Here is a 15,901-nt window from a genome sequence, read left to right on the forward strand (position 1 = left end):
TTTAGAAATCCTTATAAAAAACGAGCTCTACTCGAGTATTGTTGTAATGATCTTTCGTATTTACTGGCACATCTTTAAAGTAATTGCCATATAGTCGTTCAACACGTAGTTTTATTGGTTGATAATTAAAAGGCTGCCATGAAATACCTGGGCCATATTCAAATAAATTATTGTAATATTCATCTTTACTGTCAGCTAAGCCATGCAATTTCATATAAGCTTGTACAGTGCCTGTTTCACCCTTATAGACATTCAAACCCGTACGTAAGCGTAAATCGCCAATAACATTATAATCTTCTCTAGAATAAGTTGCTGCGTTGCCATATAAATCAGTGAAGTAATCATTAAAACAAAGTGACTGATCACAATTATTTTGAGAATACCATTCTTGATAACCTGTCACCCCACCGACAACACTTTCACGAAATTTATCTCTATTTCGATCAATCAGATCGTAACTTCCACCTACTTCTAAATACATGCGCACAGGTATAGAAGTCCAAGGTTGATAATTAGCACCTACACCTAGAGTTACTGCATTTTCATCAATAATTTCAGGTCGTACACCACCTTGAGATTGAGTATCGCGGTTTAGATTTAAAAAGCCATACACCTGCGCTCGACCATTATCGAGGTTTTTACCATAGCGAGCTTTAAGTGGGAAAATTACATCGTCGTAACGTGATTCATATGAAGGCGCAAAATACACATCACGGAAATAAGTTTTGACCTCTCCTCCACTCAGATTTTTTACAGCCTGTGTCGCTTTACTCGCAATATCAGCATCTTTAGATTGGGTAAGTTCCTTAAAAACCACCAAAGCCTCTTTGTTATTTTTTTGAGAATTCAATAGGTAGGCTTCTTGGAGTTTTAAATTATCATCTGCTGGATCTAATGCCTCTGCTTTTCTTAGACTTTGCAAAGCTGCATCTTGTTTCCCTAGTCGAATTTGTAAATAAGTTAAGCTTTTCCAAACTTTAATATCTTGTGGCGTCATCTCTCCAAGTTCTAATAATAACTTCTCGGCATTTTCAGGTTGAGTCTTTTCAATTTTATAAAATTGATCCCATTTATCATAAATTGGATTACCTGGTTTATATTCTTGATTAAAAATCTCTTGTGCAAAACTAGTCTCAATACTTAAGAGGCCTAAAGCTGGACAGATCGAACTAACAACGATAAAGGAACGAGTTATAGATTTTATTGTTTTGCTATTCATTGGGACCTCTAGAGTAAAATAGGTAGAATGCTTGCGTAGCAATCAAATTAAAATTTAATCAATAAGTATTATAATTAAACCCATAAATGATACTGTTTATATAAGTAGATGAGTTCTTTAAATTGTTCATTTTATCTCCTTTAATATTATGTTTTAAAAAAGTTCTTATCTGTTTGTTTTTCCTATAATGACACATTTTTTAATCGTATTATTGTAAATAATCTTATAGGATAAGATAAAAATTTATAACTACAAATAGGGGAAAACATGTCCTTTTCTCAACATCCAGAACATCATTTTATTCACCGCTCAGGTTGGTTAAGGGCGGCCGTTTTAGGGGCAAATGATGGAATTATTTCTGTTACTAGTCTAATCATGGGAATGGCTGCAAGTGGGGCTTCTGCTCATACACTTCTTATTGCATGTATTGCTGGTTTAATTTCTGGTGCAACCTCTATGGCTGCAGGAGAATATATTTCAGTAAAATCACAAGAAGATATTGAAAAAGCCGACTTAAAATTTGAAGAACAAGAACTCAAAAAGCATCCGCAGCGTGAACTGGACGAGCTCACTCAAATTTATATATCCAGAGGCTTAGCACCTGACTTAGCTCTACAAGTTGCTACTGAACTTACAAATCATGATGCATTAGGGGCTCACGCGCGTGATGAAATTGGTATTCATGAAAATACCGCAGCAAATCCTATTCAAGCCGCATTAGCTTCAGCTGGCTCATTTTCATTTGGGGCATTGTTTCCTATGCTGGCTATTTTACTCAGTCCAGATATATGGATCGAAAAAACAGTCTTAATATTTGGCATTATTTCATTAGCCTTTTTAGGAGCGCTATCAAGTCATTTCGCAGGTACTTCCAAGCTTAAAGGGAGTCTACGCATTACCTTGTGGGGAATTTTAGCGATGGGCTTTTCAAGCTGGATCGGCTCTTTATTTCATGTTACTCCACTTTAAAAAATCAGAACTTATCAATGTTTAAGAACTAAATATTTAAAAACTAAATGCCCAATATTATTTGCTCTTGGTTCGGTTTTCACGCTATGGTGAATAGAAAGAAATGAGGTGAATAAAATGGACCTATTACAACAACTTGAAATTAAACATCCAATTTTTCTTGCCCCTATGGCAGGTGTATCTACACCTGAACTTGCAGCAGAAGTTTCTAATCAGGGTGGTCTTGGGTCCTTAGGTCTAGGTGCAAATACGGCGCAAAGTGCACGTGAACAGATTTTAAAAACCCAAACACTTACAGAAAAATCATTTCAGGTTAATTTTTTCTGTCATCAACCCGAACAACTTAACCTCCAAACTTCTGCTCAGTGGATTGAATATTTACGTCCACAATTTGAAAAGTTCGGAGAACAGCCTCCTCAAAACTTAAACTGTATTTATCCAAGTTTTCTTGATAACGATGATTTTCTAAATGTCGTATTAGAAACGAAACCTAAAGCGGTCAGTTTTCATTTTGGCATTCCCCATCCCCATCAAATTCAAGCATTAAAAGATGCCGGAATTATTACGATGGTGTCTGCTACCAATTTAGTTGAAGCACAAGCCATTGAAGCGGCTGGTATAGATATTATTATTGCTCAAGGGATTGAAGCAGGCGGACATCGTGGAATCTTTAATAAAACCTTTGATGCAGCAATTAAAACGAGCGATTTAGTACACCTTATTGTCAAGCATTGCAAACCACCTGTGGTAGCCGCAGGCGGTATTATGAATGGAGCTCAGGCACGACATATGTTGAGCTTAGGAGCTACTGCGGTTCAACTCGGAACAGCATTTGTGCAATGCCATACATCAAATGCATCTGCCGAGTATCGTAAGGCTTTATTTAATGAGCCTGTGACACAAATCAGCGCCAGTCTTTCTGGGCGTCCAGCCCGTGGCCTGCTCAACCATTGGCACACACAAATTGATTTACCTAATCGCCCTGCTCAACCCGAATATCCATATGCATACGATTTAGCGAAGCAATTAAATGCCATTGCAAGCAAGAATAAAGACTATGGCTTCGGTGCTTTTTGGGCTGGTAGTAATGTCTCGCAAATACGAGAGCTAGATGCTGCTGATCTGGTTAACCAGTTAGTTGTAGAAATGTTAGAAGATGAGTAAATCTTGAAAAGCCAGTAATTATATACTGGCTTTTTATTTAATGGGTTTCTAGTAAGTTAACCTGCTCAACTTGCACATCACTCATCAAATTGCCTTCAGCCAATAACTGATTAAAATAGTTTTCGACTACTAATGCTTGTTCAGCAGTGCTTTCAACTTTATACATATTTTGGCGAAATTCGTTACTTGAGCGTAAACCTTTTGTGTACCAAGCAATGTGTTTGCGGGCAATACGGCAGCCAGAGTATTCACCATAAAATTGATAAAGTTCTGATAAATGTCCTAGTAACACCTGCTTCACCTCTTCAATATTAGGTGCAGCCAAATTTTCACCAGTTTTTAAATAATGAGCAATTTCACGAAAAATCCATGGTCGACCTTGAGCAGCTCGACCAATCATAATTGCATCTGCCCCTGTATAGTCGAGTACATATTTTGCTTTTTCAGGACTATCAATATCACCGTTCGCAATAAGTGGAATATTGATTAATTCTTTAACATGTTTGATCAAATCATAACGTGCTGTATTTAGATACATGTCTTCGCGAGTACGGCCATGTAAAGCTAGCGCGGCAATCCCCGCTTCTTCTGCCCTTTTTGCTACTCTTAAAATATTTTCCTGACCATTTAAAAAGCCTAAACGGGTTTTCAAAGTCACGGGAACATCAACAGCAGCGACAACTGCATCAAGTATTCGCGCTACCAAGTCCTCATCTTGCAATAACGCTGAACCAGCGAGCTTATTACATACTTTCTTGGCAGGACATCCCATATTGATATCAACAATTTGTGCGCCATTTGCTACTTGATAGCGTGCAGCCTCTGCCAATTGCTCAGGATCAGAGCCTGCAATTTGAGCAGAGATTGGAGCGAGTTCACCATCAAAGTTCGCACGGTAGAGGCTCTTTTTGCTCATCCGCAAAGTTTTATCAGCAGTCATCATTTCACTGACTGCATGGCCTGCGCCAAAATACTTGCAGAGTGTTCTAAATGGACGGTCAGTTACTCCCGCCATAGGAGCAACAATTAAATTATTTGACAGTTGATAGGGACCAATATACATATATATTCATACAATTGATGATCAACATAGTATACTTCATCCGCTTAATCGGCTCATCTTTTTATGCAGGTGCTTTCCTCGCCATGAACAAACCGTTGTCTTCCCGTTTTTTATTAAAATCATTCGGCATGGCTGCCATATGCATGAGTTTAGCTGCTTGTGGTGATAAAGCTTGGTGGTCAAACAATGATGAGCCTGAACTAGAAAGCCAACAGATTAAACGTCTAATTCCATCACGCGTGCATGACCGTGAGTCATGGGCTAAAGATATTGATGACATTATGGAAGACTTGGATATTCCTAAAACCAAGAAAAATGTCTGTAGTATTGTGGCTGTAGTGGATCAGGAATCTAACTTTGTTGCCAACCCTCAAGTGCCTGGGTTAGGACAAAAGGCAGTTGAAGAAGTTAGTACACGTTTAAATGAAAAATTTGAAGATAAGCTTGGCAAAACCGTTGGTGGAACAATTGCTGGTTACTTTGAAGAAGTTCTAAGAACTCAGCCCTCTCCTGATAACAACTATATGAGTCAAATGCGTAAAGTTAAAACCGAGAAAGAACTCGACTTACTTTACCGAGAAATTTTCGACTTCATGGCTAAACACTATCATGTGAGTGCCTTAACTGGTGCAGCCAAATTGGTTGGTCAAGATATTGGCGAGAAAATGAACCCTATTACGACTTTGGGCTCAATGCAAGTTCATATTAATTATGCGAAAGCCAATAAGCGTTCGAGTATGAGTACTGCTGCGCTCCGCGATGACCTATATACTGAATACGGTGGTTTATATTACGGCATACATCGTTTAATGGTTTATCCGGCAGACTACGATAAAGCCATTTATCGTTTTGCGGATTATAACTCTGGTATGTACTCTAGCCGTAATGCAGCTTTTCAAAAAATGCTAAAAGAACTTACTGATACAGATATAAGCCTTGATGGCGATCTACTTCTTTATACAAAAGATGGCGATCCACGCGCAGCTCAAAGCGAGTCAGAAAAAGAGCTGATTACGGTATTTGCAAAAAATAATGTATTGGTTACACCAAGACAAATTCGTGATGATCTTAAATTAGAAAAAGAGAAAAAGTTTGAAAGTACTCAAACTTATATTGCGCTGACTAAACTTTATAAATCAAAAACTGGCAAAGAACCGCTCTATGCAGTTATGCCTCAAGTAGTGATTTCTGGGCCTAAATTAAGTCGTGATTATAATACCAATTGGTATGCAACCCGCGTAAACGGACGATATGAAACATGTATGCAACGAGCGAAACGAATAAGACTATAAAAAGTCTCGCCCTGTTCGATTTTGATGGAACCTTGTGTAGTAAAGATAGTTTTACAGGGTTCATCTTTTATGCTTTATCTAAGCGTCACATTGTTAAGCAAGGCTTGAAAATTCTGCCATGGATTCAAGCCTACTATCTTAACTTTTATCCTGCCCATGCTATGCGTGCCAAGTTATTCCGCAGCATGTTTAAAAATACTCCTGCAATTGAATTACAAAAATTAGGTGAAGAATACGCACAAGAGTTAGTCTCTGCGCTTTCGCCTGAAATTTTTACTCAGTTACAACATCATCAATTGCGTGGTGATCAAGTCGTATTAGTTTCAGCTTCAATTGATGTCTATCTTGCTCCACTTTGCAAGTTACTAGATATCGAGTTGATTTGTACCGAAACTCAAATTAAAAACGGCAGGATGACGGGTTACTATTCTACTCCAGACTGTAGTAGTGAACAAAAGAAGTTAAGGATACATCAGCAATATACGCTACAGCATTACCACCAGATTTATGCTTATGGTAATAGCTCGGAAGACTTAGACATGCTTAGTCTTGCCACACATCCATATATGGTAGGTGAAGATCGTGTTTTACCTCGTTTAACGCCAGAAAAAAAGCTCGCATAAAGCGAGCTTTTTTATTTGAGCAAAACTTAATAAATTGCCATATGATCACGATGAATCATTTCAAGTGAACGAGCTTCACCAAGTACTTGATAAACCTTATCTGAGGCTAAGCCTTTAATAATTTCGGCTGATCGTGAGCTAAAGTTCACTCGACCTACCGCAATACGTTTACCTTGTTTATCGACACATTCAACCACATCACCACGATCAAAATGTCCTTCAACATTTTTAACTCCAACAGGGAGTAAACTGCGATGCTTCAATTTAATCGCTTCAACAGCACCATCATCAATCACAAGACGGCCTGCCGTTTGTAAATGAGCAGCGAGCCACTGTTGATGAGCAGTCATGCGGTCTTTATCTGTAGTAAACAAAGTGCCTAGCATCTCACCTGCCATCGCACGTGATAAGACATTATCACTTTCGCCACTCGCGATGAGGGTTGGGCAGCCCGATTTAGCAGCTAAACGCGCAGCACGAACTTTAGTGACCATCCCACCTCGCCCAAGCACACCACCACCGCCGGCCATATCGAATAAATCATCATCCATAGCCCGAACAGTAGAGAGTAATTTAGCATCAGGATTATGACGCGGATCTGAGTCAAACATACCTTGCTGATCGGTTAAAATGATCAGCAATTCTGCATGAACCTGACCTGCAACCATCGCAGCTAAAGTATCATTATCACCAAAACGGATCTCATCGGTAGACACCGTGTCATTTTCATTAATGACAGGAATCACACGCCAATCAATCAAGTTTTGCAAAGCATCACACGAGTTCAGATAACGACGGCGATCTGCCAAATCATCATGAGTCAATAAAACCTGAGCAGTACGAATACCGTGGTTTTCAAGCACACTAGACCAAGTATGAATTAAGCCCATCTGCCCAATTGCAGCACAGGCTTGTAGACTGGGTAGATCGGTGGGTCGACTCGCAAGCTTCATACGAACCATACCTTCTGCTACAGCTCCTGATGACACTAAAATAATCTCGTGTCCGGCATTGTGTAGATCTGCAATTTGTTTCGCCCAATGCGAAATAGCATCTAGATCTAAACCTTGCCCATTAGCTGTAAGTAAAGATGATCCGATTTTAACAACGATTCGTTTACACTCACTGAGCTGACGTTGCCCATCGACCACTTCTATCATGTTTCCCTCGGTTTTCTAGTCACGAACGTAGATGACTTCTACATCATTGTCGTCTTCATCATCGTCAAAATCGTCATCATCGTCCATCATGCTTTCGAGACGTTGTGCTCGACGCATTGCACGATATGCTTCTTTTGCCGCAATGGTTTGTTCACGTGTTTCAACTTCTAGTTGTTCACGGAAAGCTCTTACTTCTGCTGCATATTCAGGATCTTCAACTTCGCGTTCACGTTGTTGTTCAATCTGATCCATCAAGTAATACACAACTTCTTTTGTACCTTCGCTTAATAAGCCCGATGTCTTAAAGACAGGCCCAGTCCACTCTAGTTCATCTAGAATGTGCTGACACCACTCTTCACGGCTTTCTTCAGCAATCTGATCAAGTTTATTGAGTACTAGAACAACTGGTAATTTCGCCAAAGTTGGTGAGAACTTAGCCAACTCATTCATAATCGCTTTTGCATTATGTGCTGGATCTGAACCATCAATTGGTTGTACATCAATAATGTGTAAAAGAATACGAGTACGTGCCAAATGTTTAAGGAAACGGATTCCTAAACCTGCACCTTCTGCTGCACCCTCGATTAATCCTGGAATATCGGCCATTACAAATGAACGATGACGGTCAGCATCGACTACACCCAAGTTTGGAACCATGGTTGTAAATGGATAATCTGCCACTTTTGGTTTTGCAGCACTTACAGCACGAATGAAAGTAGATTTACCGGCATTTGGCATACCCAGCAAACCAACATCTGCCAATACTTTTAATTCAAGACGAATTTCGCGGAACTCACCTTTTGTACCAGTCGTACATTTACGCGGTGCTCGGTTAGTTGATGATTTAAAGTGAGTGTTACCTAAACCACCTTCACCACCACCAGCAACCAGAATTCTTTGGCCGTCTTCAACCAAATCGCCAATAATATCGCCTGAATCTGTATCAACAATTGTTGTACCAACGGGTACTTTTAAAACCACATCTTCACCACCACGTCCAGTACAGTTAGCACCTGCACCGTTTTTTCCACGCTCAGCACGGAATTTACGTGTGTAACGGTAATCGACTAGCGTACTTGTATCGTCATCAGCTTGAATATAGATACTTCCACCACGTCCGCCATCACCACCATCTGGGCCACCAAATGGTACAAATTTTTCACGGCGAAAACTGGCTACGCCATTGCCACCGTCGCCAGCCTCTACGGTAATGACTGCTTCATCAACAAAGCGCATCTGCCAATCCTCTAAAAACTCTAAAACCGCCTATTCTGCCATATTTTCATAAAATTCTCGAATAGAAAATGGAACAATTCCATTTATAACGATCTGTTTTATCTTTAATCCAGCAGATGCTTTTAGTTTTGCAAATAGGTTCCTTATAAAAAATAAAATTTAGCCAATTTATTTAATTATCAAGGATGCACATTACGCAGAGGTAAGGTCATTTGCATATCAAGATTTGCTTTTGTTTTTGGCACAGAATTATACATGATGGCATTAAATGAAGAGACATTACCCATTTCCATAGGATCATTTACGTTTAGGCTTGGTTTAAACTGATGTTTCACCGATAAATTTACGGGTTCATCGAATTCAAAATAAACCGGACCATCAAAAACAATTTTAACGGGAACGGTATAACTACGTTTTAAATTAAAAGGCACATCTAATTTAATAGGGATATCTAATTTAAGGGGAAATTTTGGTAAAAACTTACTTTGATAAACCAAGTCTGTGGTGGTTTCTAAAGGCATAACCTGATCAATTTTTAGAGTCGTTGAATAATCGACACTTACCGTAATAGGTGTTTCTACAGCGAAATTTAAATCTGCCAAATATTTCCCTTTTAAGGGTAAAGTTAATTGGCGGTCTATATCTAAGGTTGTATCAAGTTTACCAATAGACTGAACCTGCAAAGTATTACCAACTTGAATCTTTGTTTCTAAAGAGTCAGGTAAACTAATGTCGGCATTATGAGCCGAAACGACTAAATTTGCTTGAATATTGAGATACACCCAAAACATAATAGCGGCAAGTATCATCATTAAAAAGAAACTGATTAACATACTCTTGAGTGAACGAAACATTAGCATCCACCCTATTGATCAGCTATCTTTTGTGATGTTTCTGAACCTAATACTCGATTTAATCGCATAGTGGACAGAGGAATCTTTAACTCACCATTTGCAATCTTAACAGGCAGAGTATTTTTTACATCAACCGAAGCATTTAATGCAGTTTTAACAGGTACATTTAAATTCCCTTCGATTGGGATATTCGTGTCTAATCTTGCTTTTAAAGGAATATGTAGATTTTCTTTTAATACCGTGCGTACTGGCGCATCAAATTTTAAATGAACTTTTTGCTCAAGCGGGACATTAATATCAATTGGCACATCAAGTTTTAATGGAATCGTTCCTTTTAATGGCAACGTAATATCACGCCCCAAAACACGCACCTGAACCTTGGTATCAATTGGTAGATTTTGCTCAACTTTTAATGTTTCTTTGACTGGAATGGTTGTACTAATCGGCACCATATTATCGAAGTAAACACGCGGAGTTAATGTTTGTGTTAAAGGAATATTCAGTTTCTCATCAATTGGAATACTGGCATTTACGCGCCCCTTTACATCCACATTTAAAGCATCTTGTACTTTAACCTTAACCTGTAGAGGCTCTTGTAAATCAATAGCAACTGCCTGATTTTTCAGTGGAATATAAATATTAAAGTGCTTAAATACCCATATTGCAATGAGTACACCACATAAATTGGCAATAATGATGAATATAAAAACGACCAACAAACGTTTAAACTGCGACAATTCCTATCCCTTACTATTTTCTTTTTTTCCTTAATTTGTATTCTCATTTATTTACAAAAAATAGTCAGCATATATTTTGTACGGTTGTAAAAAAACCCAGTCTAAACTGGGTCTTTTTGTGAAAATATTTTATAGATCGTTAAATGATCTTAAGCATTCAATTCTGCTGGGATTTTTTTGTAGCTTACGCCGCACATTTGTTCAGCAATACGTAATACCTGACAGCTATAACCAACTTCGTTATCGTACCAAACGTAAGCAGTTAAACGGTTACCAGAAGTAATCGTTGCTTGAGCATCGTATACACCTGCTGTGCGAGAACCGATAAAGTCACTCGATACAACTTCAGTCGAGTTGGTATAACCAATTTGACCTTGAAGGTTAGAGTTAATCGAAATTTGACGAATGTATTCGTTCACTTCTTCACGATCAACTTCTTTATCAAGCGTTAAGTTCAAGATTGCAAGAGATACGTTTGGTGTAGGAACACGTACAGAGTTACCAGTTAATTTACCTTTCAATGCAGGTAATGCTTTAGCAACTGCTTTAGCTGCACCAGTCTCTGTAATTACCATGTTCAAAGTAGCAGCACGGCCACGACGATCTGCTTTATGGTAGTTATCGATTAAGTTCTGGTCATTTGTAAATGAGTGAACAGTTTCAACATGACCGTTAAGAACTTTATATTTGTCATCCAATACTTTAAGAATTGGAGTAATTGCATTTGTTGTACAACTTGCAGCAGAGATGATTTTGTCTTCATCTAAGATATCTGTGTTGTTTACACCAAATACAACGTTTTTCATTTCGCCTTTACTTGGTGCAGTCAATACAACACGTGCAACGCCTGGGCATTTCAAGTGTTGGCTTAGACCTTCAGCATCACGCCATTTACCAGTGTTGTCGATTAAAAGTGCGTTTTCAATACCGTATTCAGTATAGTCAACTTCACTTGGGCTAGACGCATAAATCACTTTAATGAAGTTACCGTTAGCAATGATTGCTTCGTTTTCTTCATCAACAGAAATTGTACCAGCGAAAGTACCGTGAATAGAGTCACGACGAAGTAAAGAAGCACGTTTTGCTAAGTCACCGTCAGAAGACTTACGTACAACGATTGCTTTAAGGCTTAAACCACGACCTAAACCTGATTGGCTAATAATTAAACGAGCCAAGATACGACCAATACGACCAAAACCGTAAAGAACTACATCTTTAGGTTGTTCAGAAGTTGCGCTACCTTTGATTGACTCAACTGATTGAGCAACAAAAGCATCAACATCACCGCCTTTTTCTTTATATTCAACAGCAAGTTTACCGATATCAACTTCTGCAGAACCAATATTTTCAACTTTTGCTAAAGCTTCTAAAATTGGGAAAGTATTTACAACAGAAAGCTCAACGTCTACAACACGTGTACGACGGTGAGTTTTCAAAATTTGGATAACAGAACGGTTAATTAAAGAGCGACCGTAAACAGATACGACAATATTTTTTTCACGGTATAATTGACCGATTAATGCAATCATACGTTCCGCGATTTCTTCACGGTTTTTCCAACGGCCTTGGTGTTCAGCGTGCAGGGCGATGATAGTGTCTTTGCTCACAGATACGTCCTCTAATTAATTATATCTAGGCGTGATTTTTAAAACCCCGTAATTGTAATGGAATTATTGGCAAGAATGAATCAAAAGCTGACGTTAGTGACTAGATTTTCCTAAAATTCATCATAAATTCATAAAATACCTATAATTATTTTTTATTATCTTATTGTTTAAAGCAGCTAAATTTTTGCTTTTTCTTACTTTTTAGGTTCTGACGACCTACTTGAGTTCATCATTTTTTAATCTTTTTTGATATTTCGTGATATTAAGTTGCAGATTTTGGGCTTTTTGCCGTTGTTGATAAAGATGAATTGCTCCTTCTAAAACGAGTACAAAAACAGCACACCAAATCGGAATATAAGTGAACCATTCTTCCTGGCCAATGCTCTCCCCTAAAACTAAAGAAGCTAAAGCAAGTAATACAGGTTCCAAATATCCTAAGAGTCCAAACACAACTAAAGGTAGAAAACGACTTGCCAGAATATAACTTCCCAGACCAATAGCACTTAAAATTCCAAGCCCAATAATGATCAAAGAAAGACTCGGTTGGTCTATAAATTTACTGTATGGCAGCAAACCTGTATGAGTTAAATAAATTGCAATGGGCATAATAATGACCAAATCCCACCAAAAGCCCCCTAAATTATCTGTTTTAATTTTTTTACGTAATAAAAAGTAGGCAGAATATCCAACTGCTACCAATGCCGTTTCCCACGCAATACTTCCTAAACGCCATATTTCATGGCTAACGCCAATAACTGCAAGAATAATTGCTACCCATTGAAATTTTGATATTTTTTCGCCATACAACACACTTCCAGCTAAGACAAGAACCAGCGGTAATAGGAAATATCCCAAAGAGACTTGCAATCCACGCCCATGCATCGGCCCCCACAAAAACAGCCAAAGTTGTACTGAGGTTAAAATAGAGGTTGTGATTAACAATAATAGTAAAGAAGGTTTAGCCAAAATACGTTGATAGATATTTTTGATATAAGCTAAATCACCACTCCACCACATAAATAAAGTAAGGAACGGTAGTGTTGCAATAATCCGCCATCCAAAAGTTTGCTCACTATCTAGCTGGCTTAATAATTGAGTATAAAAATAAAGTACACCAAAAGTGAATGATGCCATGACAGACAAGATCACGCCCTTAAACATCATAAACCTCTTAGATTTTAGTAAAAACAACTCACTACAATACTTGATTTATCCACTATAAAAAAGAAAAAACCATGTAAAAACATGGTTTTTTCTTAAACAGACATATACCACTATTCTTTATGCTCTGTACGAATAATATCTCGAATATCAAAACCTAATGTTTTTGCATAATTTAAATATTCATCTACCACTTCTTGCTCTGGATGAGGGTCTCTTGATAACACCCAAAGGTATTTACGTGAAGGTTCCCCAACCAAAACAGTCTGATAGTCTTCATCTAGCTTTAAAATCCAGTAATCCCCACGGATTACCGGAATCCATCTTACAGCTTCCGGTAAAAAACTTACCTTCAATTTGGTGTTATATGGCGGGTTAACCACAAAGGCCTCCCCGATAGATTGCTGTAATTGTTTTCTATTATCGTAGCAGCGATTATCTACTACTACATTTCCATTTTCGTTTAAGGTGTAGGTTGCAGATACATTATAAGCACACTTTTTTTGAAAAAATGCAGGTTTACGCGCGACTTCATACCAAACACCTAAATATCGGTCCAGTTCAACTTTATAGACAGTTTGCAAAGGTTTCGGCTGGGCATAGACATAGGTTCCAACAGCCAAACCAGCCAAAACGACACCGCCCAACGCAATTTTAGCCAAACGCCAGCTGGCTTGCGGAACATTATTTCGAAATGCCATTGTTGCCCTCAACGATTAGTTGTGAATACAAAAGAACTCAAATATCTACAGTAGCTTGTTTTTTAAACACATTATGTAGCGTTATGTATTCGTTTATTGCAACATTTGCGCTTTTAGTCGAATGATTTCATCACGTATCCGAGCTGCCTGTTCAAACTGTAAATCTTTCGAAGCTTTTAACATCTCTTTTTCAAGCTTAGTAATATGCTTACTAAACAATTTTGGATCAGAGAGAATATGTCTTTCGTCAGCACTTAAAGCTTGTGCTTGTTCAAGCACCTTCTCATCAATTTCGTCGTCTGAAAGCACTTCGCCTGAATCAATTTCTTTGATGACCTGACGAACAGCACTACGTGGCGTAATACCATGCAACTCGTTGAACTCGATTTGTTTAGCTCTACGGCGTTCAGTCTCATCTATTGCTTTTTGCATAGAATCAGTAATTCGGTCAGCATATAAAATTGCTTTACCTTTCACGTTACGCGCGGCACGACCAATTGTCTGAATGAGTGAGCGTTCTGAACGTAAAAAACCTTCTTTATCTGCATCTAAAATAGCAACTAAAGAAACTTCTGGCATGTCGAGACCTTCACGCAACAAGTTAATACCGACTAGAACGTCGAATACACCTGTACGTAACTCATGAATAATTTTGACACGTTCAACCGTATCAATATCCGAGTGTAAATAAGCGACTTTAACCCCATATTCTTTTAAATAAGAAGTCAGATCTTCCGCCATACGCTTTGTTAAAGTAGTCACTAACACACGTTCATTTAGGTTCTTACGAATATTGATCTCAGAAAGAACATCATCAACTTGAGTTAATACAGGACGAACTTCAATTTCAGGATCGATTAGTCCTGTTGGACGTACCACCTGTTCAACCACTTGGTCAGACTTTTCTAGCTCATATTTAGCAGGTGTTGCACTGACAAAAATGGTCGTCGGTACAATGCGCTCCCACTCTTCAAATTTCATTGGTCGATTATCAAGTGCGCTTGGTAAACGGAACCCGTAATTCACTAAATTTTCTTTACGTGATCGGTCACCTTTATACATCGCTCCAATTTGCGGAACTGTAACGTGTGACTCATCAATAATCAGTAATGCATCTTCTGGTACATAATCAAATAAAGTTGGAGGCGCTTCACCAGCTGGACGGCCCGATAAATGACGTGAATAGTTTTCGATACCATTGGTATAGCCCAACTGTTGCATCATTTCTAAATCATAACGGGTACGCTGCTCAATACGCTGGGCTTCCAGCAATTTGTCATGTTCACGGAAGAATTTAAGTTGATCTTGTAACTCATCTTTAATTGTATCAATAGCACGAGTTAGATGATCTTTCGGCGTTACATAGTGGCTTTTTGGATAAATCGTAACACGTGGAACTTTACGGACCATTTTACCCGTTAACGGGTCAAACCAACGGATCGAATCGACCTCGTCATCAAATAGTTCAATACGAATCGCATGTTGATCAGATTCGGCAGGGAAAATATCAATAATTTCGCCGCGAATTCGATATGTACCACGTAAGAACTCAAGTTCATTACGCGTATATTGCATTTCAACCAAACGGCGGATAATTTCATCACGACTTACACGGTCGCCCTCAACCACATGCAGTAACATTTGCATATAAGCATTTGGGTCACCCAAACCATAAATTGCAGAAACCGAGGCCACAATAATTGCATCACGACGCTCTAATAAAGCACGTGTTGCTGATAGTCGCATCTGGTCAATGTGATCGTTAATGGCAGCATCTTTTTCAATAAAAGTATCTGAGGATGGAACGTAAGCCTCGGGTTGATAGTAATCATAGTAACTTACGAAATACTCAACCGCATTATTAGGGAAGAACGCTTTAAACTCTCCATAAAGCTGGGCAGCCAAAGTTTTGTTATGAGCCATCACAATTGTAGGTCGCTGTGTTTGAGCGATCACATTCGCCATGGTATAGGTTTTACCCGAGCCAGTTACACCCAGCAATAACTGATTACGAAAACCATGCTCGATACCATTTACCAGCTTTTCAATGGCCTGTGGCTGATCACCTGCTGGCTGATAATGAGTGACCAAATCAAAAGGTTGATTTTCGTTCAA

General features: G+C 38.6%; 14 protein-coding genes. 4 read left to right on the plus strand and 10 right to left on the minus strand.

Features of this window, described 5'->3' with window-relative positions:
• Position 1: 1 nt before the first annotated feature.
• Positions 2-1,219: a hypothetical protein gene (locus B806_RS0106670; RefSeq protein WP_017386259.1), complete on the minus strand. Its 1,218-nt coding sequence runs from the start codon at positions 1,217-1,219 to the stop codon at positions 2-4.
• A 267-nt stretch (positions 1,220-1,486) separates the two neighbouring features.
• On the opposite strand from B806_RS0106670, the gene B806_RS0106675 reads away from it, so the two are divergent.
• Positions 1,487-2,188: a VIT family protein gene (locus B806_RS0106675; RefSeq protein ID WP_002118524.1), complete on the plus strand. Its 702-nt coding sequence runs from the start codon at positions 1,487-1,489 to the stop codon at positions 2,186-2,188.
• A gap of 117 nt (positions 2,189-2,305) precedes the next feature.
• On the plus strand, positions 2,306-3,352 hold the full coding sequence (locus B806_RS0106680) for a nitronate monooxygenase (protein ID WP_017386258.1): 1,047 nt from the start codon (positions 2,306-2,308) through the stop codon (positions 3,350-3,352).
• A 37-nt stretch (positions 3,353-3,389) separates the two neighbouring features.
• On the opposite strand, the gene dusB is transcribed toward B806_RS0106680, so the two are convergent.
• On the minus strand, positions 3,390-4,415 hold the full coding sequence (dusB, locus tag B806_RS0106685; RefSeq protein ID WP_017386257.1) for a tRNA dihydrouridine synthase DusB: 1,026 nt from the start codon (positions 4,413-4,415) through the stop codon (positions 3,390-3,392).
• Between the two features lie 83 nt (positions 4,416-4,498).
• Between dusB and B806_RS0106690 the strand changes: the two genes are divergently transcribed.
• Positions 4,499-5,707, plus strand: a complete 1,209-nt coding sequence (locus B806_RS0106690) for a DUF1615 domain-containing protein (protein WP_025466676.1) — start codon at positions 4,499-4,501, stop codon at positions 5,705-5,707.
• Entirely contained in the window at positions 5,674-6,330 is a 657-nt protein-coding gene (locus B806_RS0106695) for an HAD-IB family hydrolase (protein WP_017386255.1), read from the plus strand. The genes B806_RS0106690 and B806_RS0106695 overlap by 34 nt, the downstream gene beginning before the upstream one ends.
• Before the next feature lie 26 nt (positions 6,331-6,356).
• Here the strand turns inward: B806_RS0106695 and proB are convergent, their stop codons facing one another.
• The 8 genes from proB to uvrB form a co-directional block, all read right to left on the minus strand.
• On the minus strand, positions 6,357-7,490 hold the full coding sequence (proB, locus tag B806_RS0106700) for a glutamate 5-kinase (RefSeq protein WP_002118789.1): 1,134 nt from the start codon (positions 7,488-7,490) through the stop codon (positions 6,357-6,359).
• A gap of 15 nt (positions 7,491-7,505) precedes the next feature.
• Positions 7,506-8,726 (minus strand): Obg family GTPase CgtA, encoded by a 1,221-nt coding sequence (gene cgtA / locus B806_RS0106705; RefSeq protein ID WP_002118576.1) that lies wholly within the window; start codon positions 8,724-8,726, stop codon positions 7,506-7,508.
• A gap of 179 nt (positions 8,727-8,905) precedes the next feature.
• Positions 8,906-9,580, minus strand: a complete 675-nt coding sequence (locus B806_RS0106710) for a hypothetical protein (protein ID WP_005073191.1) — start codon at positions 9,578-9,580, stop codon at positions 8,906-8,908.
• Between the two features lie 11 nt (positions 9,581-9,591).
• A complete protein-coding gene (locus B806_RS0106715; RefSeq protein ID WP_017386253.1) occupies positions 9,592-10,317 on the minus strand; it encodes a hypothetical protein in 726 nt (241 codons plus the stop codon).
• Between the two features lie 149 nt (positions 10,318-10,466).
• The gene (locus B806_RS0106720) at positions 10,467-11,924 is read right to left on the minus strand and encodes a glyceraldehyde-3-phosphate dehydrogenase (protein ID WP_002118702.1); all 1,458 of its coding nucleotides are present in this window, start codon (positions 11,922-11,924) and stop codon (positions 10,467-10,469) included.
• A 216-nt stretch (positions 11,925-12,140) separates the two neighbouring features.
• A complete protein-coding gene (gene rarD, locus B806_RS0106725) occupies positions 12,141-13,088 on the minus strand; it encodes an EamA family transporter RarD (RefSeq protein WP_079380990.1) in 948 nt (315 codons plus the stop codon).
• A gap of 110 nt (positions 13,089-13,198) precedes the next feature.
• A complete protein-coding gene (locus B806_RS0106730; protein WP_017402788.1) occupies positions 13,199-13,786 on the minus strand; it encodes a lipocalin family protein in 588 nt (195 codons plus the stop codon).
• A 93-nt stretch (positions 13,787-13,879) separates the two neighbouring features.
• On the minus strand, positions 13,880-15,901 hold the full coding sequence (gene uvrB / locus B806_RS0106735) for an excinuclease ABC subunit UvrB (RefSeq protein ID WP_002118463.1): 2,022 nt from the start codon (positions 15,899-15,901) through the stop codon (positions 13,880-13,882).

It is taken from the genome of Acinetobacter sp. TG2027, from assembly GCF_000302435.1.
Lineage (GTDB): Bacteria > Pseudomonadota > Gammaproteobacteria > Pseudomonadales > Moraxellaceae > Acinetobacter > Acinetobacter pittii.